The sequence below is a fragment of the Prosthecobacter sp. genome (assembly GCF_014879935.1).
In the GTDB taxonomy this organism is placed as follows: Bacteria; Verrucomicrobiota; Verrucomicrobiia; order Verrucomicrobiales; family Verrucomicrobiaceae; genus Prosthecobacter.
This window is the reverse complement of sequence record NZ_JACSRD010000241.1, coordinates 83090-105531: the sequence shown is the minus strand read 5'-3', so window position 1 is coordinate 105531 and position 22442 is coordinate 83090. Positions and strand designations below refer to the sequence as shown.

21 protein-coding genes are annotated in these 22442 nt (G+C 61.8%); 12 read left to right on the top strand and 9 right to left on the bottom strand.

Going from position 1 to position 22442, the window contains the following annotated elements:
* Nucleotides 1-4 precede the first annotated feature (4 nt).
* The 4 genes from IAE77_RS27875 to IAE77_RS27860 are packed head-to-tail and all read left to right on the top strand — an operon-like array spanning nt 5 to nt 3712.
* Nucleotides 5-559 (top strand): ion channel, encoded by a 555-nt coding sequence (locus IAE77_RS27875; protein WP_294234125.1) that lies wholly within the window; start codon nt 5-7, stop codon nt 557-559.
* A gap of 41 nt (nt 560-600) precedes the next feature.
* The gene (locus tag IAE77_RS27870; RefSeq protein WP_294234123.1) at nt 601-813 is read left to right on the top strand and encodes a hypothetical protein; all 213 of its coding nucleotides are present in this window, start codon (nt 601-603) and stop codon (nt 811-813) included.
* A 46-nt stretch (nt 814-859) separates the two neighbouring features.
* Nucleotides 860-2485, top strand: coding sequence for a sialate O-acetylesterase (locus tag IAE77_RS27865; protein WP_294234120.1), 1626 nt, complete (start codon nt 860-862; stop codon nt 2483-2485).
* 15 nt (nt 2486-2500) lie between these two features.
* The gene (locus IAE77_RS27860) at nt 2501-3712 is read left to right on the top strand and encodes an SAM-dependent methyltransferase (RefSeq protein ID WP_294234117.1); all 1212 of its coding nucleotides are present in this window, start codon (nt 2501-2503) and stop codon (nt 3710-3712) included.
* Nucleotides 3713-3743: 31 nt separating this feature from the next.
* On the opposite strand, the gene IAE77_RS27855 is transcribed toward IAE77_RS27860, so the two are convergent.
* Together IAE77_RS27855 and IAE77_RS27850 are read right to left on the bottom strand one after the other, a co-directional pair.
* Nucleotides 3744-5726, bottom strand: a complete 1983-nt coding sequence (locus IAE77_RS27855) for an amidophosphoribosyltransferase (RefSeq protein ID WP_294234114.1) — start codon at nt 5724-5726, stop codon at nt 3744-3746.
* Between the two features lie 91 nt (nt 5727-5817).
* Nucleotides 5818-6414, bottom strand: a complete 597-nt coding sequence (locus IAE77_RS27850; protein ID WP_294234111.1) for a hypothetical protein — start codon at nt 6412-6414, stop codon at nt 5818-5820.
* Between the two features lie 81 nt (nt 6415-6495).
* On the opposite strand from IAE77_RS27850, the gene IAE77_RS27845 reads away from it, so the two are divergent.
* The gene (locus IAE77_RS27845; RefSeq protein WP_294234106.1) at nt 6496-7908 is read left to right on the top strand and encodes a sulfatase; all 1413 of its coding nucleotides are present in this window, start codon (nt 6496-6498) and stop codon (nt 7906-7908) included.
* Nucleotides 7909-7912: 4 nt separating this feature from the next.
* On the opposite strand, the gene IAE77_RS27840 is transcribed toward IAE77_RS27845, so the two are convergent.
* The gene (locus tag IAE77_RS27840) at nt 7913-8440 is read right to left on the bottom strand and encodes a heavy-metal-associated domain-containing protein (RefSeq protein WP_294234103.1); all 528 of its coding nucleotides are present in this window, start codon (nt 8438-8440) and stop codon (nt 7913-7915) included.
* Between the two features lie 10 nt (nt 8441-8450).
* A complete protein-coding gene (locus tag IAE77_RS27835) occupies nt 8451-9836 on the bottom strand; it encodes a DUF1501 domain-containing protein (RefSeq protein ID WP_294234100.1) in 1386 nt (461 codons plus the stop codon).
* A gap of 85 nt (nt 9837-9921) precedes the next feature.
* Here IAE77_RS27835 and IAE77_RS27830 point away from each other — a divergent pair, with 85 nt between their 5' ends.
* The 4 genes from IAE77_RS27830 to IAE77_RS27815 are packed head-to-tail and all read left to right on the top strand — an operon-like array spanning nt 9922 to nt 13838.
* Nucleotides 9922-12513 (top strand): M1 family aminopeptidase, encoded by a 2592-nt coding sequence (locus tag IAE77_RS27830; RefSeq protein WP_294234097.1) that lies wholly within the window; start codon nt 9922-9924, stop codon nt 12511-12513.
* Nucleotides 12514-12552: 39 nt separating this feature from the next.
* The gene (locus IAE77_RS27825; RefSeq protein WP_294234094.1) at nt 12553-12930 is read left to right on the top strand and encodes a hypothetical protein; all 378 of its coding nucleotides are present in this window, start codon (nt 12553-12555) and stop codon (nt 12928-12930) included.
* Nucleotides 12908-13462 (top strand): DUF6036 family nucleotidyltransferase, encoded by a 555-nt coding sequence (locus IAE77_RS27820; protein WP_294234091.1) that lies wholly within the window; start codon nt 12908-12910, stop codon nt 13460-13462. The genes IAE77_RS27825 and IAE77_RS27820 overlap by 23 nt, the downstream gene beginning before the upstream one ends.
* 4 nt (nt 13463-13466) lie before the next feature.
* The gene (locus IAE77_RS27815) at nt 13467-13838 is read left to right on the top strand and encodes a metallopeptidase family protein (RefSeq protein WP_294234088.1); all 372 of its coding nucleotides are present in this window, start codon (nt 13467-13469) and stop codon (nt 13836-13838) included.
* Here the strand turns inward: IAE77_RS27815 and IAE77_RS27810 are convergent, their stop codons facing one another.
* The 5 genes from IAE77_RS27810 to IAE77_RS27790 form a co-directional block, all read right to left on the bottom strand.
* Nucleotides 13839-14558 carry an RDD family protein gene (locus IAE77_RS27810; RefSeq protein ID WP_294234085.1) on the bottom strand — a complete coding sequence of 240 codons (720 nt, stop codon included), beginning with the start codon at nt 14556-14558 and terminating at the stop codon, nt 13839-13841. It lies immediately after the preceding gene.
* Nucleotides 14559-14582: 24 nt separating this feature from the next.
* Nucleotides 14583-15299 carry an RDD family protein gene (locus IAE77_RS27805; protein ID WP_294234083.1) on the bottom strand — a complete coding sequence of 239 codons (717 nt, stop codon included), beginning with the start codon at nt 15297-15299 and terminating at the stop codon, nt 14583-14585.
* A gap of 66 nt (nt 15300-15365) precedes the next feature.
* Nucleotides 15366-15974, bottom strand: coding sequence for a recombination mediator RecR (gene recR, locus IAE77_RS27800; protein WP_294234080.1), 609 nt, complete (start codon nt 15972-15974; stop codon nt 15366-15368).
* Between the two features lie 44 nt (nt 15975-16018).
* Complete coding sequence (locus IAE77_RS27795; RefSeq protein WP_294234077.1) at nt 16019-17281, bottom strand: adenylate/guanylate cyclase domain-containing protein; 1263 nt, start codon at nt 17279-17281, stop codon at nt 16019-16021.
* A gap of 97 nt (nt 17282-17378) precedes the next feature.
* The gene (locus IAE77_RS27790) at nt 17379-19034 is read right to left on the bottom strand and encodes an AAA family ATPase (RefSeq protein WP_294234074.1); all 1656 of its coding nucleotides are present in this window, start codon (nt 19032-19034) and stop codon (nt 17379-17381) included.
* A 216-nt stretch (nt 19035-19250) separates the two neighbouring features.
* Between IAE77_RS27790 and argC the strand changes: the two genes are divergently transcribed.
* Genes argC through argB form a run of 3 tightly spaced genes read left to right on the top strand, consistent with a single transcriptional unit; the run spans nt 19251 to nt 22440 of the window.
* A complete protein-coding gene (argC, locus tag IAE77_RS27785) occupies nt 19251-20300 on the top strand; it encodes an N-acetyl-gamma-glutamyl-phosphate reductase (protein WP_294234072.1) in 1050 nt (349 codons plus the stop codon).
* A gap of 5 nt (nt 20301-20305) precedes the next feature.
* Nucleotides 20306-21595, top strand: coding sequence for a bifunctional glutamate N-acetyltransferase/amino-acid acetyltransferase ArgJ (gene argJ / locus IAE77_RS27780; RefSeq protein ID WP_294234068.1), 1290 nt, complete (start codon nt 20306-20308; stop codon nt 21593-21595).
* On the top strand, nt 21592-22440 hold the full coding sequence (argB, locus tag IAE77_RS27775; protein ID WP_294234067.1) for an acetylglutamate kinase: 849 nt from the start codon (nt 21592-21594) through the stop codon (nt 22438-22440). Before argJ ends, argB begins: the two co-directional genes overlap by 4 nt.
* Nucleotides 22441-22442: the final 2 nt, after the last annotated feature.

Sequence of the window (22442 nt, the reverse complement as noted above, 5' to 3'; positions counted from 1 at the left end):
ACGCATGAGCCAGGAACAACGCATCATCGGTCAGGTCATCCGCCAGGGCGGCGAAGTGGCGGTCATCATCGCCATCGCCGCCGTTTTGCAGGTTTTGTGGACGCGAAGCGGCATGCAGGCGCCGCTGTTTTGCCTGGCGGTGCTGGCCGTGGCCTTTGCGAAGACGGTTTTCTTCTTCGTGGAGAACCTGACGCACATCCTGATGGCCACGCGGGACAACCTGGCCTACCACAAGGTGCTGGGCCTCATGGGGGTGAACATGGCGCAGATCACGCTGAGTTTCGCGCTGGACTACTGGTGTCTTGAAACGGACGAACCGACGAGTTTCAGCTCGATCGACCCCGCCTGGGGCCAGGCGGAGCTGATCTTCGAGTTTTTCTTCTTCAGCGTGCTGAATTTCTCCTTCTTCGGCTTTGGAGACGTGACACCGCTGACCGTCGTGGCCAAGCTGGTGACGATGATGGAGGTCGTGCTGGCCTTTTTCACCGTGATCTTCCTGCTGTCCGACTTTGTGAGCCTGAAGGATTCGCTGCGCATCCGCCGCCGTCACGAGGACTGATCCGCGTTTGCACAGAAGGCGGCACGCTCTACGCTGCCCCCATGGACCGCCCCGCCGCCATCGCCCAACTCCGCGAAGCCTGCAAAAACATCGCCCTCCAGTTCATGAAGATCCACCCCGCCGTGCCCGGTCTGGCGGATGAGGAGACGCAGAAGGAATGTTTCCGCTGCGTGCATGAAATGACCGTGCTGCTGGAGACGATCAAAAAGAAGATCGGCCGCCTCGAGCGATCCGACGACAGCACGATTCTCTGACATTTGGCTTACTTGCCCGACATCCGGCCAAAAGACACCTATCCCCATGAACCGCCCCCTCCTCTGTCTCTTCCTCGCCATCACCAGCCTGCGCGCGGAGATCAAGCTGCCCGCGATTTTCTCTGATGGCATGGTGCTGCAGCAGCAACAGCTCGTGCGCGTGTGGGGCACCGCCGAAGCCGGCGAGGAGGTGAAGGTGGCCTTTGCCGACCAGGCTCACAGCATCGTGACCGATCCCTCCGGCAAGTGGTCGATCACGCTGAATCCGATGAACGCGAATGCCACGCCCGCCGACCTCGTGGTGGCTGGCAAGAACTCCATCACGATCAAAAACGTGCTCGTCGGCGAGGTGTGGGTGTGCTCCGGCCAGTCCAACATGCAGTGGACCGTGAAACAGGCTGGCAACGCCGATGCCGAGATCGCGGCGGCGAAGCATCCGCAGATCCGCATGTTCAATGTCGAGCGCATTCCAAACATGGCACCGCAGGCCGACTGCAAAGGCGCCTGGAAGGAGGGAACCGCAGCCAACGTGGGCGATTTCTCAGCTGTGGGCTATTTCTTCGGCCGCCACCTGCATCAGGTGCTGAAAGTGCCCGTGGGTCTGATCAACAGCTCCTGGGGCGGCACCCGAATCGAGGCCTGGACGAGCCGCGAAGCCCTGGAAGAGCGCCCCTGCGCCTCTGACATGCTCGCCGACTGGAAAGACCATGTCAGCAAGTGGGACGCCGCGAAGGAGCAGGCCGCCTTTGAGACGCGCAAGGCGGAGTGGCAGACGCTGGTGAAGAAGATCGACGAGGAGAACGCGAAGCTGCCCGCCGGCAAAAAGAAGACGAAGCCCCAGGCGCCACGGCCGCCGGATGATCCCGCCAAGACGCCGCATCACCCCAGCGTGCTGTTCAACGGCATGATCGCCCCGCTCGTGCCTTACGGCATCAAGGGAGCCATCTGGTATCAGGGTGAATCAAACCAGAAACGTGCCTTCCAGTATCAGGAGCTCCTGCCGACCATGGTCAACGACTGGCGCAAGCAATGGGTGGACGCGTTCTCATTCTACATCGTGCAACTCGCGAATTTCGGCAATGGCAAGCCGGTGACGAAGGATGCCGGCGTCGCTGACGCCTGGGTGGAATTGCAGGAGGCGCAGACGCTCACGGCGCAGACACTCGACAAATGCGGGATCGCCATCATCAACGACATCGGCGAGCAGAACGACATCCATCCGAAGAACAAGCAGGAGGTCGGTCGCCGTCTGGCTCTGTGGGCGCTGGCGAAGGACTACGGCAAGAACGGCCCGGAATACTGCGGACCGCTCTACCTCTCCTCCGCCGTCCAGGGCGACAAAGTGCGCATCCAGTTCACGCACACCGGCACCGGCTTGAAAACCCGCGACGGCGGCGAGCCGAAGCACTTCCAGATCGCCGGAGCGGATAAAAAGTGGGTCTGGGCCAACGCAAAGCTCGAAGGCAGCGAAGTCGTGGTCTGGAGCGAGGCGGTGCCGGAGCCCGTGGGGGTACGTTACGCCTGGGCGAGCTGGCCTGAAGGCGCCAACCTCATGAACGCGGAAGGTCTTCCCGCCTCCTGCTTCCGCACGGATGACTTCCTGCCGTCCACACTCGGTGTCGTGTCACCTTTCAAAGAGAACGTGCCCGCCACAAAGCCGGCTCAACCGTGATCGCCCGAGCCACGCGTGCATCTTTTCCTCGCTGATCCTGATTCCATCCCGTTTTTGGCGGACGAACTGCGTCGTAGCGCCCCAGAATCGACGCAAAGGGAGATCACTGACATCGGCATCCTGTCAGACGCAAAGCTCGAAGGCCTGCATCTGGCCTTTGCGCGGCAGACGTTGCCAGACGCGCTCGAAACGACGGCTGTTTCGATCAATGCGTGGGCGGATCGCATCATCGACGCTATTGCCGGCCATTTCCCGGATGAGCAGCCTTGGCGTCTGCATCTGTGGCCCCAGTATGGCGAGGGCCGAGCGGGCGTGAATCGCTGTGAACTGATTCGCGCCAGCTTGGTCGAGCGGTTGAAGAAACGCCGCAGGCATTTGCTGAGGTCGTTGGTGAAAGAAGGCCCCTCACCTAACCTCTCCCCGAAGCCGATTGGAGGAGACAATCAAGCCTGGGGCGGGGAGAGGGATCAGAGATCGCAGCAGGGAGAGCCTTCGAGACACGCAAGACAACATCCCTCTCCCCGTCGAGAGAGCCCAACAGAAGCCACGATCAACTTCGGGGAGAGGTTAGGTGAGGGGCATCCCAATGACGCTCCATTCACCCCCGAAACCTCCCTCGTTCAGTGTTTTCTCACCTCGCCGGAGTCCGGCTGGCTTTCCGCAAGCCTGGCTCCGCAGCCTCATTCGCTGCGCGATTTGATCTCACCTTTCCTGCGTGGTGAAGTCCCCTGGGCAGAGGACAAAAGCGCTCCGTCGCGTGCCTTCACGAAGCTGGTCGAGTCAGAACAGCGTCTGGGCCGTTTCATCGATCGCGATCAGACCTGTGTGGACCTCGGTGCATCGCCAGGAAGCTGGAGTTATGTCGCCATTCAACGTGGCGCTCATGTCATCGCGGTGGATCGCTCCGAATTGCGGGAGGATTTGATGCGGAATCCGCGCCTGCGCTTCGAAACGGCCGACGCTTTCAAATACAAGCCGCCACAGACCGTGGACTGGCTCGTCTGCGATGTGATCGCGGCTCCGCAACGCAGCATCGACCTGCTCCTCGAATGGCTGCGGGAGAAGCGCATGCGGAACTTCATCGTGACGATCAAGTTCAAGGGGCACGATGAGTATGAGCTGCTGGAAACGCTGAAACGTGACGCGCCATCGCTGTGCGCCGAGTTCCGACTGAAACGCCTTTCGGCGAACAAGAACGAGGTGTGCGCGTTCGGGGTGGCAAAGTAGCCTGATTCCAGTTCCCCAGGACCTGGACAACTTACAGCAGCGCCTCGTGGGCGCGGCCATCCTTCGCCTCGCAATACAGCAGGAAGGAGCTGTTCACGACCGCGTAACCGCCAGGGGTCGGATAGTCGCCGCTGAAGTACCAGTCGCCAAATTCGGCGCCGAGGGCTTCGTGGAGGCCCGGGATCGTCTGGTAGATGACCTCCACAGCGCCGCCCCAGGAGGTGTCCTCCGGGCGGATCATCTGCGCGATCTTGTTGGAGATCTCCTCGTCGGTGAAGGGCGCGTAAATGGCCTTCACGGCATTGCGCATCTCCTCCTTCGGCTTGCGCAGCTCGGCTTTGCAGGCGGCGTAGGTGTCCCAGACGACCTGGGACATGCCGCGCTCACGCAGCAGGGCCACGGCGGCCTGGAAGGCGATGAATTTGCCCAGTTCGGCCATGTCGATGCCGTAGCAGTCGGGATAGCGGATCTGCGGCGCGGTGGAGCAGACGATGATGCGCTTCGGATTGGTGCGGGCCAGGATGCGCAGCAGGCTTTTCTTCAGTGTGGTGCCACGAACGATGGAGTCATCGATGACGACGAGATTGTCCTGCGGCGTGACCACGCCATAAGTGATGTCATAGCTGCCGGAGACGAGCGCGTCGCGACCGTTCTCCTGCGCGATGAAAGTGCGCATCTTGATGTCCTTGAGCGCAATCTTCTCGGCCCGCGGCCAGTTGCGCAGCACCAAGTCGTCGAGGCGTTTCTCGTCCTCGGCGTCGAAATGGCCGTCGCGCAGCATTTCCAGCAACGCCTCCTTCACCGTGTTGCGGCGGGCTTTGCGCAGACCGTCGAGGAAGCCGAAGTAGGCCGTCTCGGCGGTGTTCGGGATGAAACTGAGCACGGTGTGCTCGAAATCGTTGTCGATGGCCTTCACCACCTGCGGCACGAGCTGCTCGCCCAGCGCCTTGCGCTGCTTGTAGATGACGGAGTCGTTGCCACGGGAGAAGTAGATGCGCTCAAAGGAGCAGGGCTTGAACTCACGCGGCTCGGTGAAGGGCTCGACGGTCATCGTGCCGTCGGCCTTGATGACCGCCACATGCGCCGGCGGGAGCTTTTTGACATCATCCTCGGTCACGCCGAACACGGACATGAGCGCGACGCGTTCAGAGGCGATGGCAAAGATCTCGTCGTTCTCGTAGTAGCAGCAGGGGCGGATGCCGCTCGGATCACGCATGGCGAAGAGGTCGCCATTGCCGATCACTCCGATGATGGCGTAGCCGCCGTCCCAGCGCCGCGCCGAATCACGCACGACCTGGGTCACGTCGAGCTGCTGGCTGATGTGCGTGGGGATTTCGACGCCCGGCACGCCAGAGTCACGGATGGCGTGGTAGAGCTGCGTGTGCGCCTCGTCGAGCTGGAAACCCATCTCCTCCAGCACGCTCTGCGTGTCCGTGCCGAAGACGGGATGCTGCCCGCGCTTCATCATGATCTCGTTGAGTTCGCGGGTGTTGGTGAGGTTGAAGTTCCCCATCACCATCAGTGTGCGCGTCGGCCAGGTGGTGCGGCGGAGGTAAGGATGCAGGCAGCCTTTGCCAAAGTCACCGCTGGTGCCGTAGCGCAGGTGGCCGATGTAAATCTCGCCCGCCATCTCGAACTCGCGTTTGATGGCCTCGGGGTCCTCCTCAAAGGGCACGAACTCCTTCCCCTCCTGGTCACGTTCCTCCTTGCGCTGCTTGTCGATGCGACGCGCGATGCGCTTCATGTCCTTTCGCATCTCCTCAAAGACGGCGCCGATCTTGTCCACGCTCTCCGTGCTGCGCTCGCGGAACATGTAAGGCAGGCCGGCGGGCATGCCGAGCTTGCAGCAGCCAATGCCGAAGCCGTCCTGGCCGCGGTTGCGCTGCTTCGTCATGAGCGCCTGCAGGGCATCGAAGCCATAGAGGGCGTTGCCGTATTTTTGATAGTAGTAACCAAGCGGCTTTTTCAGCCGCACGACGGCTATGCCGCACTCGTGCCGGATCGGGTCGCTCATTCAGTAAGGAGCGCCCATTCATGGCAAGTGACGCGGCGAGTGCAACCAGCGGAATCAGTTTCTCCTGAGCTATTTTTGCGTCCTTGGTTATTCACAAGGCGTTCACGCGGCACCGTTGCCAGAAACCCAGTGCAAAGCCGATTCCAGCCCCGAAGCCGAGACCGTGGAACAGCCCCCAGCCGAGCTTCGCCACGATGGCCACTTGTGATCTCGTCCAGCCCTCGATTCCACCGGCCAGGATGCCGTACATCCATTTCCCGCCGATGAAGTAACCCGCCGTGTGCAGGGCAAACAGCACCAGCGCCCCGCTCCAGAAGCCCGCGGGCCTTTTCAGCGAATTCCAGCACACCCACGAGAAAAACAACGTGCCAGCCGCCGCGCCGAGCCATTCGCGCAGCTTCACGCCGGGCGGGTCCTGGATCAAAAACCACGCCAGGCTCCAAAGCAGCGCATAACCAAAGAACGCCGGCAAAAACATGCGGTAGAATCGACCCAGCCTCCTCTCCCCATCCAGCAGCCCGCACAGCACTAACCCCGCACCGCCGAGATAGACCAGCGCGATCAGCGCATACATGCCGGTCTCGCTGCCCGCGATGCGGGGAACGAAGGCCCAGATCGAATAGGCAGCCACACTGACAAGGCCGAAGCCGAGACAGCCGTGCATGGTGGAGCGGAGGAGCGAGTTCATGGCGCTGCCTACAACGTCGGTCTCCGGCGTGATCTGCCTCAAACTGCAAGAGCCAGGGCAACTTCACGTTCAAGGCGCACCATGAAGCGCCTTCTCGCCTTTTTTCTCGTCGCCACGGCCACTCTCGCCGCCGAATCGAAGCCGGACGTCCTGTTCATCGCCGTCGATGATTTGAACGACTGGACGAGCTACCTCGGCGGTCATCCGCAGGCGAAAACGCCGAACATCGACCGCCTCGTCGCACGTGGAACCGCGTTCACGAACTCGCATTGCGCCGCTCCTGCCTGCAATCCCTCGCGTGCGGCGCTGATGAGCGGTCTGCGCCCCTGGAAGACCGGCATCTACACAAATGGCGACCCGGCCCAGGGCGTCTTGAAGGATGTCGTCACCATCAACCGCCACTTCCTCGCCAACGGCTACAACACCCTCGGCGGCGGGAAGATTTACCACAACTACAACGCGGAGGGCCGCGCCGATTCGTGGACGAAGTGGGAAGGACTGTTCCCCACCATCAAGGAACACGAGGAGAACCTGAACGGCCTGGATCGCGGCCATTTCGACTGGGGCGCGGTGGAGGCCAAAACGACCGACCTGGGCGACTACAAGGCCACTGACTGGGCGATCAACCACCTCAAAACCGCGCCAACCGACAAGCCGCTCTTCCTAGCCCTCGGCTACATCAAGCCGCACCTGCCGTGGTATGTGCCGAAGGAATACTTCGACCGCTTCCCTCTGGCCGAAATCAAGCTGCCCGTGACGAAGGACGACGACCTCAACGACATCCCGAAGGCTGGCGTGAAAATGGCTGGCCCCGAAGGGGATCACGCCGCGGTTTTGAAGGGCGACCAATGGAAGAAAGGCGTGCAGGCCTACCTCGCGACGATTTCCTTCCTCGACGATCAAGTCGGCCGCCTGCTCGACGGCCTGGACCAAAGCCCGCGCAAGGACAAGACCATCATTGTGTGGTGGACCGACCACGGCTGGAATCTCGGCGAGAAGCAGCACTGGCGGAAGTTTGCGCTGTGGGAGGAAACCACGCGCACCAGCATGGCCATCGTGGCCCCGGGCATCACCAAGCCGGACACCACCTGCAAGGCGCCGGTCGATTACACGAACATGTACCCCACGCTTTGCGAATTGACCGGCCTGCCCGTGCCTGAGCACGTGAAAGGCGCCAGCCTCATGCCGCTGCTGAAAGATCCTGCCGCCAAGTGGGACGACGTGGCGATCTGCACTCACGGAAAGGGCAACCACGCCGTGCGCGATGCCAACTGGCGCTACATCCGCTACGCCGATGGCACGGAGGAGCTCTACGACCACACGAAGGACCCGTACGAATGGACCAACCTTGCCGGAGAAGTCGGCATGAGCGACATCAAAGCCCGCCTCGCGTCCGCACTGCCCAAGGAAGAGATCCAGTCGGTCTCCGGCGACAAAAAGAAGGGCAAAGACCAGCCCGAGGGCAAAAAGAAGAAAAAGAAGAAGGCGGAGTGACCGCTCACTCCCCTTCCCGCTCCAGCTTGAACTCAACGCCTTCCTTCTTCGCGGCCTCCACGAGCTGCGTGAATCTCCAGCCCTGCGGTCCCGCCTTCTTCTTGTCCGCCTCCAGCGGCAGGAAATGCACCAGCACCTCGCCCTTGGCCTTGTCGATGACTTCCAGCTTCAGCGCGTCTTTCCAGGCGGCGAACAGCGCCTCGACCTTCGCTGCTTTTGCCGCGTAATCGGTCACGCTGAGCTTCAACGTGGCCAGATAGGGCATGCCGTGCAGCGGATAGGCCTCACGCACCGCCTGGGCGATCTGCTGGTCGCTCACCACGGCGGGGTCGAAGGTGACATTCGCATACCCGTCGATGATCTGGATGACCGTGACATCCTGCACGCCTTTCGTCTCCGCCACGGACTGCTGCACCATGTAAACGCAGCTCCCGCACTCGATGCCGGAGACGTAAAACGTGCGCGTGACCGGTTCCGCAGCACGAACGGATGAAAAGGCGACGATGAGAGGAAAAACGAAGAAGAAACGCATGGAATGAGGTTCAAACGAGGCCGCGGATCGGTTCTCCACGGGATAGGACATTGAGCAGGTTCGTCGGCAGGCCGTCCGTGACACGCGCCTCGGCCACGTTCACCAGCGTGTGCATGATGGTGCTGATCAAATCGGGAATCGTAACTGGCTGCGATGACGGTTCGCCGCCATTCCGGGCGCTCTGACCGATCACCTGCCCCATTTTCAGCCCGCCACCATAAACCATGAGTGGTGCCAGACCTCCCCAGTGATCACGACCACCCTTGGCATTCAGCTTCGGCGTGCGGCCCATCTCGCCACAGCAGACGAGCAGGATCTTCTCGGACAGGCCACGCGCTTCGATGTCCTCGATCAGCGCCGAAACCGCGTGGTCAAACGGACGACCGACGTAATCCATGCCAGTGCGCACCGGCGCGTTGTTGTTGTCCGCATGCATGTCCCACACGAAACTCGTGGTGACGGTGACAAAGCCGCAGCCGCGCTCACACAGACGACGCGCCAGGAGCAGCAGCTTGCCCAAAGTGGCCGCGTTGTCGGCGTAGTGCTCGCGGTTTCTCCACTCGGTGCTGATGCGGTCCTTCGGCAGCAGGGGCGCGGTGTCATAGCGTGCGATCAGGCGCGGATCTTCCTTGGAAAGATCAAACGCGTCGGACACACCCCGGCGCAGCACGTCGAAGGCCTGCGTTTGAAACTCCGCCATGCCATCGAGCATGCCGCCATCCATCTGCCGTTTCCACAGGTCCAGCGAGTCGAGGAGCAGGCGCCTGTCATCGAGACGGGCCATCGGCAGGTTCAGCCGCATGTCCGCCTGCGCCCCGCCGCCCGCGCCGGGCACGAACGGCTTGAAGGTGGCTCCCAGTTCGCCGCTGGAGGTGAAATCACCGAACTGCTTGATCACCGGCCCTGTCTTCGCATCCACCGACTGCGGAAACAGCGCCACATTCGTCGGGATGGCAGATCCCAGCCGCAGCGGTCCGGCGATGCGCGAGTAGAGCGAGCCGAGATTCGCCTGCAGCGTGTCCTTGCCGACGATCGTCTTGATGTCATGCACCGAATCCCCGGTGACGAAAGAACGCACGATGCTGAATTTGTGCGCCAGCTTCGCCAGCCGCTCGAAGGTGCTGCCGAACGTGATGCCAGGCAGCGTGGTTTTGATCTCGCCCGTCACGCTGCGGATCTCGGAGGGCGCGTCCATCTTCGGGTCGAAGGTCTCGAACTGCGACGGCCCGCCGTGCATGAACAGGAAGATGACCGACTTGTCCTTGATCAGCTTTTTTGACGACGCGGCCATCAGATCGCCCAAACCGAGGCCGCCCAGGCCCAATCCGCCGATGCGCAGGAAATCCCGCCGTCGCAGGTGCGACGAGCCGTGGCCCTGGTCGGAAAAAGTCAGCATGACCGGGCCAATACGGCGGCGAAACGGCGCTCCTTCCGCTTTGCGCTTGCCATTTGCGGACGCGTTCAAGAAGCTCGCGCCCGTCATGCGCCCCCTCTTTGCCCTCCTCGCCGTCGTTTCACTCGCCTCGGCCGACTCCTTCGACTGCCGCCATTGCGACAAGCATCTGCTGCCGCAGCCGCTGAAGCTCGTCGCCGGCCGCAAATACGCGCGTGACCGCCGCGTGGACATCCTGCACGTGAAACTCGATGTCACGCCTGACTTCGCCAAACGCACCGTCGCAGGCACCACCACGCTGCGTTTCAAGCCCATCGCGTTGCCACTGACGAAGCTCGAACTCGACGCGATCGATCTCAGCATCGCCGAAGTGAAGGCGGAAGGGGCAAAGGTGGCGGAACACGAGGTCACGAACGACAAACTCATCGTCAGCTTCGCATCACCCGTCGCTCCCGACAGCGAGGTGACGCTGACCGTGCGGCATTCGGCGCAGCCGGAGCACGGGCTGTATTTCCGCACGCCTGAAATGGGCTACAAGGCGGGCGACACGCAGGTCTGGAGCCAGGGAGAGGCCGAGGAGCACCGCTTCTGGTTTCCCAGCTACGACTATCCGAACGAACGTTTCACCAGTGAAGTGATCTGCCACGTGCCGAAGGGCATGACCGTCGTCTCCAACGGCACGTTGCAGAGTGAAAAGCCCGGCAAGGACGGTCTCGTGGCCTTCCACTGGCTGCAGGACAAGCCACACGTGAACTACCTCATCGCGATGGCGGCCGGTTACTTCCACAAGCTGGAGGACAAGGCCGGTAAACTGCCGCTGGCCATGCTGGTGCCGCCCTCGCACGAAAAACAGGCCGCCAACGCCTTCGCCGACACCCGGAAGATCATCGACTTCTACCAGAAGGAGATCGGCGTGCCCTTCGCGTGGGACAAATACTGGCAGGTCTATTGCCTCGACTTCATCGCCGGTGGCATGGAAAACACGAGCTGCACCTTTGAAGCCGCCGGCATGCTGTTCAACTCGGACACGGAGCAGCTTCGCACGCTGCATGAGCTCGACGCGCACGAGACGGCGCATCAGTGGTTCGGTGATCTCGTCACCTGCCGCGACTGGGCGCATCTATGGCTCAATGAGGGCTTCGCCAGCTATTACACGATCCTTTACGAGGAGCAGAAGAGCGGCAGCGACGCTATGAAGCTGGCACTTTGGCGTGAGGCTGAGGATGTGTTCCAGTCGAACGACAGTCGCCCCATTGTCTGGCGTGATTACGCCGACCCGATGCAGCAGTTCGACTCCCGTGCTTATCCGAAAGGCGCCTGGGTTCTCCACATGCTGCGCAGCCAGCTCGGAGCCGATTTGTATCGCAAGTGCATCAAAGCCTACCTGGAGCGCCACCGCAGCGGCATCGTGAGCACGGACGATCTGCAGGACGTCGTCGAAGAGGTCAGCGGACTGTCCTTTGACCAGTTCTTCGACCAATGGCTGCACCACGGCGGCGTGCCGGAGTTCAAAATCGATTACTCATGGGATTCCGCCTCCAAACTGGCGAAGATCACCGTCCGCCAGACGCAGAAGCTCAGCGAGCAGGTGCGCCTCTTCCGCGTGCCGCTGCCGGTCGGCTTCCAGGTGGCCGGAAAGAAGGAACTGCTGCGGTTCACGATGGATGTGAGCCAGGAGAGCGAGGATTTTCACTTCGCCCTGCCGGCACAGCCCGAACTCGTGCGCATCGACCCGGATTACACCGTGCTGGCAAAGATCAGCTTCACACCACCAGGGCCGATGCTAGACAAACAGCTCGAATCCGACGTGATCGGGCGGCTTGTGGCCGTGCGCACGCTGAACGAGCGCCACATCGCGAAACTCGGCAAGATCCTGCGCGAGGACGGTTCGTATGCCGTGCGGAGTGAAGCCGCGAAAGTCCTCGCCAAGCTCGCCACGCCCGAAGCACGGGCCGCCTTGATCGCCGGCAATGCCAATCAACCGCATGCACGCGCCCGTCGTGCCGTGGCGCAGGCGCTCGCCAGCCTGAATGTGCCGGAAAGCCGTGAGGCGCTCTGGAAGATGGCCCAGACGGAGAAAAACCCGCTCATCCTCGCCACCATCCTCGAATCCTGGAGCGCACGCCCGGGTGAGCCGGCGATCAACGAAGCGCTGAAGAAGCATCTCGCCGCCTCCAGCTACCAAAGCATCCTCGAACTGGCTGCGATGAAGGCCTTGCGTGCCCAGGACGACGAATCCGCTGTCCCGGCCATCCTTGCCCGCCTGCAGCAGCCGCACGACCTGCGTGGGCGTGACATCGGCGATGCCTTCGATTCGCTCGCCTTCCTCACCCGCCGTCCCACGAACCCGAATCGCGATACCGTGCGCGATTTCCTCGCTGAAAAGCTCAGCGATCCGCGCCGCGACTGGCGCGTCGCCGCCGCGAAGGCGCTCGGCACCTTGCGTGATCCGAAGGCTTTGGGTCTGCTCGATCTCATGCTCGCCATCAGCACTGGCGACCGCATCGACCCCGTCCGCGAAGCCGCCGCCAAGTCCGCGCAAACCATCCGCGCCTCCCTCGACAGCCCCGCCGACCTCAAAAACCTCTGGGACCGTGTGCAGCAGCTTCAAAAGAAGAGCGAGGATCAGGAGAAAAAGATCGAGGAGCTCCAAAAGAAGCCGCAGACCGCGAAGAAGTGAGCGGTTGAAAAAGCCTGGGGCTGACGCGACACTCCGACTATGTCCGTCGTCGAGCGCGATCTCTCCACGCACGTCATCCAGGCCTTCCCGCCCTGGCTTGATCTGCCGCCGGGCTACATCGTCAACGACTGGATCGCCTGGCAGAAGGGCAAGCTGGTGGCCCGACGGCTGCGGGAGCACCCGGAGGACGTTCAGCTCGCCATTTCATGGCTGCGAAAGCATGAAGCAGAGATGTCCGGACACGATGCGGAATGGTTGCTCATGCTGGAAACCTGGCCGGTGGAAAAGATCGCCGCATTGCTCGAATCGCCCGGTGAAGACGGCCAGCGCCTGCGTTCCGGCACCCCCTTCAAAGGACAACCGTTCGTCACAGCGTCACAGATGGAGGAGATTCGTGAAAGAGCTTGGGTTGGATGATTTTCTCCGGCTCGGCCCGCTGCTGCGGCGATTTCTTCCCGTGGCCGTTCATGAGATCTGGATCATTGGCAGTGGAGCCGTGGCTGCGGCACATGCCGACCTGCCAGGGAATCTCCGCATGAGCCGGGACGTGGATGTGGTGCCCATCGGCACTCCAGTGCTCTACTACGACGGACAAATCATTGAGCGGGAGCTCGGTGAAGACAGTCCTTTTGCGGACGCCAATCTCTTCTTTGTGGACTACGTCACCCCGGCCCTCCTCCGCAACACACCGCCGGGCTGGCAGGAACGCGTGACGATCATCGAGCTCGCGCCCGGTTTGCGCGGTCATTTCCTCGATCCGCACGACATCGCCTATAACAAGCTGTGGGCAGGCCGCGCCAAGGACATCGCCTGGGTGCGCGGCATCATCGAGACCGGAGTCGTCCGCCTGCAACGACTGCTCGAGCTTCACGAGACGAATCCCATCCCTGCCGACGATCATGCAAAAGTAAGCCGCTCGCTCGACCTCGTAACCCGCCAGCCAACCTGAACGCATGCGCTTCGAACGTCTCGAATCCATCGCGAGCAGCGTCGTCAAGGCCACGCTGGAATCGCTGCCGCCCGCGATTCGGGCGGAGGCGGCGGATTGTGTGATCGAGATGGCTGAGATCGGCGCTCTGCTCGACACCGGGCCGGATCTTGATCCTGACCTTCTCGGTTTGTTTGAAGGCAACACTCGGGGTGATCCGCTGCCGGAATCGCCCGATGAGATGCCGCGCATCCGCCTGTTTCTCGACAATCTGTGGGCGGATTGCGATGCGGACCTGCGAACCTATCGCCAGGAGGTCCGGATCACCCTTCTCCACGAACTCGGCCACTATCTCGGCCTCGACGAGGACCAAGTCGCCGCCCTGGGGCTGGCGTGATCAGTTTTTCGGGTTGTCGGTGATCACCGTGGTGTCGGCGATCAGGTCGTGCAGGCAGCGCTGGTCCTCGCGGAAGATGAAACAGGCATCGACGATGCCGTAGAGCGGCACGAACTGGCCGATGATGCCATTCACGAACGAGCGCAGCAGGAAACCCTTCACAAATCCCGGACTTTGGGCGTCCGGATGCGTCACGATGCGAATGCCGAGCCATTTCTTCGCGATCGTCTGGCCACGCGTGGTGAGGAGCACGATGTTGTAGATCGTGAGACCCAGAAAACCGAGGCCGGCGATGCCGAAACAGACAAAGGAGCCTGTCGCGAAGGCATCTCCTGGATCATCCGCCTTGGTGTCGGCCATGGCGATGCCGGCGATCAATGGCAGACCCACGACAAGCAGCCCGACCAGTCCATCCAGCAACGCCGCACCAAACCGGCTGCCACGTGAGGCGAGATTCAGCTGCGGCAGCATGGCCGGAGTCACCACATTGGCCTGCGGCGCGGCATACGGATTGAACGCAGGGGCAGCGGAAGCGGCGGCGGCAAACGCAGGCGTCGCAACGGACACGGCGAAGCGTGTGCTGAGCGGCTGCCATTCAGCCATGCCCTCCGTCCAGAAAAGATCATCTGGCAGAAAGCGGCCGGTGATGAGGCCGGGCTGGATCTCCTCCTCGGCATAAACGCCGAGCTGCTGGCCGTTGCGTGCGATGTGATGGGTCATGAGCGCGAAGGTGAGAAAGGGACTTTAGGCATTGATCACCTGCGTGTCAGCAATCTTGTCATGCAGGCAGCGGCGTTCCTCGCCAAAAATGAAAAGGATGTCGATCAGATTCCACAGTGGAATCATTCCCAGCAGCCCCTGGGCCACGAAGGATCGCAAAAACACGATGCGGAAGAAGCCGGCCTTTTCGTCACCGCCATCCATCCGGACGATGCGGATGCCAGCCATCTTTTTGCCAATCGTCTGCCCATTGGAGACGAGGTAGATGACATTCAGAACCAGCATCATGAGAAACAAACCCGCCATGACAAAGAGCATGACGTGGACTGAACCAGCCTGGTCTGACGGCCCCACGAACCAAACGGGAATCGTCCAGACCACCAAGGAAAGACTGTCGATGAAGGCCGCGACGAAGCGTGAACCAAGGCTGGCGGGCTCGATGAGTTTCTTTGCTGGTGAACCGATTCTGCGCACCACGTTGGCCATGGGTGCGGCGTAGGGGTTCAGATCCACGGGGCTGGTGTCCACAGGCCTTGGATCTGGCTCGGCCAATGGCTGGAAAGGCAGCGACATGGGCGGCGGCCGGGGAAACACGGCACCGACTCCCTGCCACTCGGCCATGCCATCGCTCCAGCACCAGTCGGAGGGGCGGAAGTAGCCGGTTTGCAGGCCCTCCTGGATCTGGGCTTCGACAAATTCCCCCAACACCTGGCCCTCTCGTGAGATTTGGTATGATTTCATATTCCGGCTGCGACTTTCTCCTGAACCGCGAGCCGTTTGTCGAGTGAAACTTCCATGCGTTTCTTGTCAGCCGAGCTTCCGCCGGCCATGCAGTGCCTGATAGAGCGTCAGTTCATCCACATGGTCCAACCCGCCGCCGGCGGGCATGCCCTGCGCGAGACGTGACACGGAGACACCGGCGGGACGCAGCAGATCGGCGATGTAGCTGGCCGTGGCCTCGCCTTCGACATCGGAACCGAGGGCGAGGATGACTTCCTCCGTCTGCAATTCGCCCACCCGGCGCACGAGCGACTCCATGCGCAGGTCTTCCGGCGTGACGTTGTCGAGCGGGGAGAGACGTCCGCCAAGGACATGATACAAACCTTGAAACGCACCGCTGCGCTCCAGACGCAGGACATCAGCAGCCTGCTCGACGACGCAGAGCAGCCTCTGCTGGCGTCGTGGATCGTGGCAGAGCAGGCAGGCGCTGTCACTTTCGATGAAGAAGCCGCAGTCGGGGCAGGACACGATGCGCTCCTTTGCCTCGCCCAGCGAAGCCATGAGCGACGAGATGCGCTCGTCACGCATCTGCAGCAGCCACAGCATGAGACGCTCCGCGCTGCGGGGCCCCAGGCCGGGCAGGACCTTGAGCTGGGCCACGAGACGCTGGATCGCGGGTGGGTAGTCGATGCGCACGATGAAAAGAACGAGTGTCGAGGAGCCGTGGCACCTCGCGTGAATCAGGAAGCCGGAAGCTTGCGGGCGTGTTTTGGCGTGCCCTTCTCAGGCGCGGCTTTTTCCTTCAACGCTGCCTCCACGCGGTCCGTGAAATACTTCAGCGGCAGATCCTCGCGATCCTCGATCGTGGCGCTCTTGAAGCTTTCGAGGGCCTGCTTGAGATCTCCTTTGCGGTACTGCACGACTCCCTGCCAGAAGGCATCCCGGGCACGGCCTTCCTGCTCGGACAGCGTGCCTTTCTCCGCCAGGAGCTCGTACACCTCGCTCATCTGGGTGGAGCCGGCGACGCTGACCATCTCCATGGGCCGGACCTCGGCATTTTCCTTCACCAGGGCGTAAGTGCGGGCGCTGACCAGCACCGTGCTGCCATAGTCGGCGTTCAGATTGCACAGGCGGGTGGCGAAATCGATCACATCCCCCACCGCGCTGAAGCTTTCGAAGTGGCTCACGCCGAAAAGGCCGCAAACAGCCGGTCCGCTGCTGAAGGCGACGCCAAACTGCGCCTTCTTGCCGAATCGTGTCTCCATTTCCCGTCCGAGGGTCACCAGATGCGCCCGGAGGACCGCCGCCACCTGCACGGCGTGCAGGGCATGATGCTCGTCTGTGAGCGGGAAGCCGAAAAACACCCGCACCTGCCGTGCATCGCAGTCATCCAGGTAAGCGCCCCGGGAGATGAGGAACTCGGACACGCTGCGCTGGAAGTGCGTGGCCAGCTCCTCGAAGTACTTGGGCTCCACACTGGTGGCGATCTCGACATGATTGAGCAGGCGGCAGGTCAGCACGGTGATCTCACGGCGCTCGGTCATCTTCCCGGGATTGTTTTGGTCCGCCAGCTCCTCAAACAGCCGCGTGGACAGCCTGCCGACGAAGTATTCCCGCATCACGTGACGGCGATAGCCATCGACGGTGCCACCGACAGCGATGCCAGCGATGCCGGCGAACCACAGGGCCAGAATCCCCGAGACGGGCTCGAACAGAACACCGCTCATCGCCATGACACAGCCAAACGTGGCCGTGAGGAAGGTGCCGCCGAGCAGGAAAGCGAAACGACGCCACTGTGAGAGCATTTCGATGCACACCCAGGCGCCAGCGAAGGCCATCAGTGTGTAGTAACCGTATTGCAGCCACACCAGCCGCTTCAGGCCGCCCTGTGGCAGGATGAATCCACGCGCATACAACGCGGCGAACCAGTCGGCGGTGCTTTGGAAATAGCCAAAGTGATACAGGGCCAGCAGAGGAATGCAGACGAACACTCCGATGAACATGGCGGCTGCGTGGTTACGACTCATAGATGGGAAGTTCAGGAGGGTGAAAGGACGGACGACGAATCAGAATGCAGAATGGCGGCGGCTCAAGAGAAGTTCATTCTCCGCCCGTGACTTGGGCTTCCGTGTTGCTGCCACGGCAGGCGTTGACGACGAGGTCGCTGACGAATTTGTCCGGATTGGCCACTGCGTCGGCGGTGATGACGAACGTGGTCGTCCCGGTGCTGCGGGTGACCAGTTTCAGGCCAAAGGGGTAGTCTTTGAACAGCTTCGCGCACATGGCCTCCACGCTCATGCCTTCACGCTGGGCTCGTGCGGCGACAGCCGCCATGGCCGCCGCGTCAAAATCGAGCGTGAAGCCGTGATCGCGCTGGAAGCGCTCAGCGAACGCCTTCACCTCGCCAGCGTGCGCTGTGCCGAGTTCCATGGCGAGGCTGGCGGCGGCACTCCGGCACTTCATCAGCGCCGTCTCCGGATGTTTCACCAAGGCTCCATCAATGCGCAGCTCCGGCAGCCCGAGGCTGGGCATTTCGAATTTGAAATCGCGCAGGACGCGTTCCCATGCCGTGACAAGGCCGCGGGCACCGGTTTGCTCCTCCTCGGCGCGGCTGGCGATCTCGCGAAGTGCATCGTCTTCAAACACAGCTTTGAGTCCGTAGGCGGCGAACTCGCGCTCATACTGGCGGATGAGGCTGCCTTCGGATTGTTTCATGATCTGGAACATGTCGTCGGCGCTGAGCGGGTCGCACACGACACGAACCGGCAGGCGGCCGATGAACTCGGCCTCAAAGCCGAAATCGATGAAGTCCTTCGTGCGCACCTCGCGGAAGAGGTGCTCCGACGCGGCGGCCTTTGCCTCCGCGGAGACAAAGCCGATCGATTTCCGGTTCGTGCGCTTTTCGATGATCTTTTCGAGCCCGCTGAAGGCACCGCTGACGATAAATAGGATGTTGCGCGTGTTCACCACCTCGCGGCCGGTGCGGCCTTTGCGCGTGTCGAACATCATCTGCATCTGGCTGCGGATGTCATTGGGCGCATAGAGTGACACCTCGGTCTCCTCCATGAGCTTCAGCAGCGCGGTTTGCACCCCACGACCGCTCACGTCACGCCCCAGCCGCTCCGGCCCGCTGCTGAGCTTGTCGATTTCATCCAGGTAGATGATGCCATGCTCCGCCAGCTCGATGTCGCCGTTGGCCTTCGCCACCAGATCACGCACCAAATCGTCCACATCCGCGCCGACGTAGCCGGTTTCGCTGAACTTCGTCGCATCCGCCTTCACAAACGGCACCCCGATGAGATCGGCGATGTGTTTGACGAGGTAGGTCTTCCCGACGCCGGTCGGGCCGATGATGATGACGTTCTGCTTGGAGAATTCGAGACGCGGCCCCGGCTCGTCGGCCGCGTGATGCTCACGCAGCATGCGGGCGTGGTGGTAGTGATCGCAGACAGCCGTGGCGAGCACCTTCTTCGCCTCATCCTGGCGGATCACATAGCGGTCGAGGTGCGCCTTGATGTCGGCCGGCTTGTAGGTGAACTCGAAAGCCTTGCCGTTGTCTTCCGCCGGCTCCTCGGGGGCTTTCTCATCGCCTTCGGGCTGGGACCTCTTCGCGCCGGGTCCGTCGATGCGGGTGAAGAGCACCTGGCCGCCCAGCGTGTTCTTGATGAAGTCCTCCAGCTTCCGCGTGACCTCTTCCGGGGAGGCGGGAGTCTTCGGCTTGTCGGCATCTGGCGTTTCTGGCGTGGGATCGCTCATGGGGGATTGGGATAGGCGTAGTGCACAGCGGAAACTCTGCAACAAGGCAGATGAGACCCGGAAGTGATACGTCTTCAGCCCCTGCACGGCTTGATCGAAGTCTTTCCAAGCTGGCCCCTCCTGACAAGCGGCACGATGCATGCTGTCCCGGCATTGAAATGACCCATTTCACGGTTGCGCTGCCCTCGCGACCTCCCATACTCCGCCCCCCGCATCATGTCCGCTACCGTCAAAGTCGCCGTCGTTGGAGCCAGTGGTTATTCAGGAGCCGAGCTTCTGCGCCTGCTGCTGCGTCATCCGAATGTGGAGCTCGTCGCTGTCACTTCGCGTTCGCTGGCGGGGAAGGCGCTGTCGAAAGAGTTTCCGCGCTTTCGCGGCGTCGGCGTGGCAGATTCGCTCACGTTCACGGCCCCGGATGCGAATGCATTGAAAGCCGCCGGTGCGGAGATCGCCTTTCTCGCGGTGCCGCATGGCGTGGCGTCGGAATATGCGAAACCGTTGCTCGAACTCGGCTTGAAGGTCATCGACCTCAGCGCTGACTTTCGTCTGCGCAGCGCCGCGCTGTATGAAGAGTTTTACGGCCATGCGCATCCTGCGCCCGAGCTGCTCGACGAGGCTGTTTATGCCCTGCCTGAGGTGCGTGCGGATCAAATCAAGACCGCACGGCTGATCGCTTGCCCCGGTTGCTATCCCACGAGCATCCTCCTGCCGCTCATTCCGCTGTTGAAGGCCGGTTTGCTGGCTGATTCGCCTCTCGCCGTCGCCAGCATGAGCGGTGCGAGCGGTGCGGGACGCAAGGAAAGCATCCCGCTGCTCTTCTGCGAGGTGCAAAACAGCGTGCGCAGCTACTCCGTGCCCGTGCATCGCCATCTGAGCGAAATCGGCCAGGAACTTGCTCTCGCTGCCGGTCGCGAAGTAAAGCTCTCCTTTGTCCCGCACCTCATGCCGACGCATTCCGGCATCTGCACGACCACGTTTGCGCTGCTCAAGCCCGGAGCGACGATCGAGCAAGTCGGTGCCGCTTTGCACGCTGCTTACGATGCGCAGCCCTTCGTGCGCCTTCTCGGCCCAAATCAGTCTCCCGATACCAAAAACGTCACCGGCACCAACTTCGTCGATATCGGCTGGGCCTTCGATGCACGCGCCGGACAGCTCATTTTGATGAGCACCGAGGACAATATCGGCAAAGGTGCCTCCGGACAGGCGGTGCAAAACATGAATCTCATCTGCGGTTTTGAACCGACCGCCGGACTCCTCAACATCTGATCCTTATGGCCGCCAAAGTCACCGAAGAGCGCGAATGCCGCGTGCCGTTTAAAATCGTCGAAGGCGGAGTCACCGCCGCGAAAGGCTACCGTGCGTCCGCGGTCACCTGCGGCATCAAAAACCCCGAAGCCACACGTCTCGACCTAGCGCTCATCGTTTCGGACACGCCGACCGTCACCGATGCTGTCTTCACGACAAACAAGGTGCGTGCCGGTTGTGTGCGTGTTTGCCAGCAGCACATCAAGGAGACCGACACGCGGGCCATCATTGCCAACAGCGGCAATGCGAACGCCTGCACGGGCATACAAGGCATCCAGGACGCCAAAGCGATGACCAAAGCCGTCGCCGAGGAGATTGGCGTCAAGATGCGTCAGGTGCTCGTGTGCTCCACGGGTATCATCGGCATGCCGCTACCGATTGAGCGCATTCTTCCCAAGGTGCCGGATGCCGTGGCCAAACTCAGCGACAAAGGCAGCGAGGACGCCATGCGTGCCATCATGACCAGCGACACGCGGCCGAAGACCTTCGCCGTCGAGGTGCCCGTGGGTAAAAACGGCAGCTTCCGCATCGGTGGCATTTGCAAAGGTGCCGGCATGATCTGCCCGAACATGGCCACGATGCTTTGCTTCATCACCACCGATGCCAAGGTGGCCAAGGACGAGATGAAGCGCAGCATGCGCTATGCGGTCGAGAAGAGCTTCAACTGCATCACCATCGACGGCGACACCTCCACGAACGACACTGTCATCGTGATGAGCAACGGTCAGAGCGGCCTGCCGACCATCAAGCGCAACACGCCCGAAGCCGAGCTTTTCCGCTGCGCTTTGCACAAGGTCATGCTCGAACTCGCGAAGATGATCGTGTGCGATGGCGAACGCGTGACGAAGTTCGTCGAGATCCGCGTGCGCAACGCCCGCACGCTCACCGACGCTCGCAAAGTGGCTGAAACGGTCGCGAAGAGCCTGCTCGTGAAGTGCAGCTTCCACGGCTGCGACCCAAACTGGGGCCGCATCATTCACGCCGTCGGCTACAGCGGCGCTCGCATCAAAGAGGAACTCATCGACATCTATTTCGGCGGCCTCATGGCCTGCAAAGGCGGCCTCGCCACCAAAACGCCTGTCACCGAGATGGAGAAGGTCGTGAAGGAGCCCAAATTCACCGTCACCATCGACCTCAACAGCGGCACCAGCGGCTACACCGTTTACACCAGCGACCTCTCCGAGGAATACGTCGATTTCAACAGCGCCGAGTACTCGGCCGCCATTCACGCGAAACGCCAAAAAGGACTGGCATGACCGACCAAATCCAAAAATCCGCGGTGCTGCTCGAAGCACTGCCCTACATGCAGTCCTTCCGTGGCTGCACCTTTCTCATCAAAGTTGGCGGCAGCGCCATGGAGGACCCGGTGCAGGTCGATTCGTTCCTGCGCGATGTCGTTTTCCTCGAAGCCGTCGGCATCAATCCCGTCATCGTGCATGGTGGCGGTAAGGCGATCTCGAAAGCGATGGTCGAGTCCGGCCTCGAAGCCAAGTTCATCAACGGCATGCGCGTCACCGATGACGAAACGATCAAGATAGTCGAAGAGACCCTTGCCCGCGTGATCAACCCGGAGATCGTGAACAAGATCAATGCCTTCGGCGGCAAAGCGGTCGGCATTCCCGGCACGGAAGTCTTCCTCGGCGAGAAAATGAAGGGCGATCTCGGCTGGGTCGGCGAGGTGAGTGATTGCAAACTCGGCCTCATCCAAGCTGCGGTGGCCGGTGAGTTCGTTCCGGTCGTCTCTCCCGTCGCACGCGAGCTCGCCAGCGGCAAAACGCTCAACGTAAACGCCGATCTCGCCGCCTGCGCCCTCGCGAAGCGCCTCAAAGCCACCAAGCTCATCTTCCTCAGCGATGTGCGTGGCGTTATGCGCGATCCGAAAGACGACAGCACGCTTATCCCGAGCCTCGACGAGGCCAGCATCGCCCAACTGAAGGCCGAAAAGGTCATCAGCGGCGGCATGATTCCGAAAGTGGACAGCTCCCTCGACTCCCTCCGCGGCGGCGTCGGCAAAGTGCACCTCATCGACGGCCGTCTGCCGCATGCGCTCATCCTCGAAATCTTCACCGATGGCGGCATCGGCACGGAGATTCATCTTTGAGC

What these genes read in the sequence shown, in the direction of transcription:
- IAE77_RS27865 (WP_294234120.1), top strand. Translation starts at nt 860, where the DNA reads ATGAACCGCCCCCTCCTCTGTCTCTTCCTCGCCATCACCAGCCTGCGC.
- IAE77_RS27830 (WP_294234097.1), top strand. Translation starts at nt 9,922, where the DNA reads ATGCGCCCCCTCTTTGCCCTCCTCGCCGTCGTTTCACTCGCCTCGGCC.
- IAE77_RS27815 (WP_294234088.1), top strand. Translation starts at nt 13,467, where the DNA reads ATGCGCTTCGAACGTCTCGAATCCATCGCGAGCAGCGTCGTCAAGGCC.
- IAE77_RS27795 (WP_294234077.1), bottom strand. Translation starts at nt 17,281, where the DNA reads ATGTTCATCGGAGTGTTCGTCTGCATTCCTCTGCTGGCCCTGTATCAC.
- IAE77_RS27875 (WP_294234125.1), top strand. Translation starts at nt 5, where the DNA reads ATGAGCCAGGAACAACGCATCATCGGTCAGGTCATCCGCCAGGGCGGC.
- IAE77_RS27790 (WP_294234074.1), bottom strand. Translation starts at nt 19,034, where the DNA reads ATGAGCGATCCCACGCCAGAAACGCCAGATGCCGACAAGCCGAAGACT.
- IAE77_RS27855 (WP_294234114.1), bottom strand. Translation starts at nt 5,726, where the DNA reads ATGAGCGACCCGATCCGGCACGAGTGCGGCATAGCCGTCGTGCGGCTG.
- IAE77_RS27850 (WP_294234111.1), bottom strand. Translation starts at nt 6,414, where the DNA reads ATGAACTCGCTCCTCCGCTCCACCATGCACGGCTGTCTCGGCTTCGGC.
- IAE77_RS27840 (WP_294234103.1), bottom strand. Translation starts at nt 8,440, where the DNA reads ATGCGTTTCTTCTTCGTTTTTCCTCTCATCGTCGCCTTTTCATCCGTT.
- IAE77_RS27810 (WP_294234085.1), bottom strand. Translation starts at nt 14,558, where the DNA reads ATGACCCATCACATCGCACGCAACGGCCAGCAGCTCGGCGTTTATGCC.
- IAE77_RS27805 (WP_294234083.1), bottom strand. Translation starts at nt 15,299, where the DNA reads ATGAAATCATACCAAATCTCACGAGAGGGCCAGGTGTTGGGGGAATTT.
- IAE77_RS27845 (WP_294234106.1), top strand. Translation starts at nt 6,496, where the DNA reads ATGAAGCGCCTTCTCGCCTTTTTTCTCGTCGCCACGGCCACTCTCGCC.
- argJ (WP_294234068.1), top strand. Translation starts at nt 20,306, where the DNA reads ATGGCCGCCAAAGTCACCGAAGAGCGCGAATGCCGCGTGCCGTTTAAA.
- IAE77_RS27870 (WP_294234123.1), top strand. Translation starts at nt 601, where the DNA reads ATGGACCGCCCCGCCGCCATCGCCCAACTCCGCGAAGCCTGCAAAAAC.
- argC (WP_294234072.1), top strand. Translation starts at nt 19,251, where the DNA reads ATGTCCGCTACCGTCAAAGTCGCCGTCGTTGGAGCCAGTGGTTATTCA.
- IAE77_RS27825 (WP_294234094.1), top strand. Translation starts at nt 12,553, where the DNA reads ATGTCCGTCGTCGAGCGCGATCTCTCCACGCACGTCATCCAGGCCTTC.
- argB (WP_294234067.1), top strand. Translation starts at nt 21,592, where the DNA reads ATGACCGACCAAATCCAAAAATCCGCGGTGCTGCTCGAAGCACTGCCC.
- IAE77_RS27835 (WP_294234100.1), bottom strand. Translation starts at nt 9,836, where the DNA reads ATGCTGACTTTTTCCGACCAGGGCCACGGCTCGTCGCACCTGCGACGG.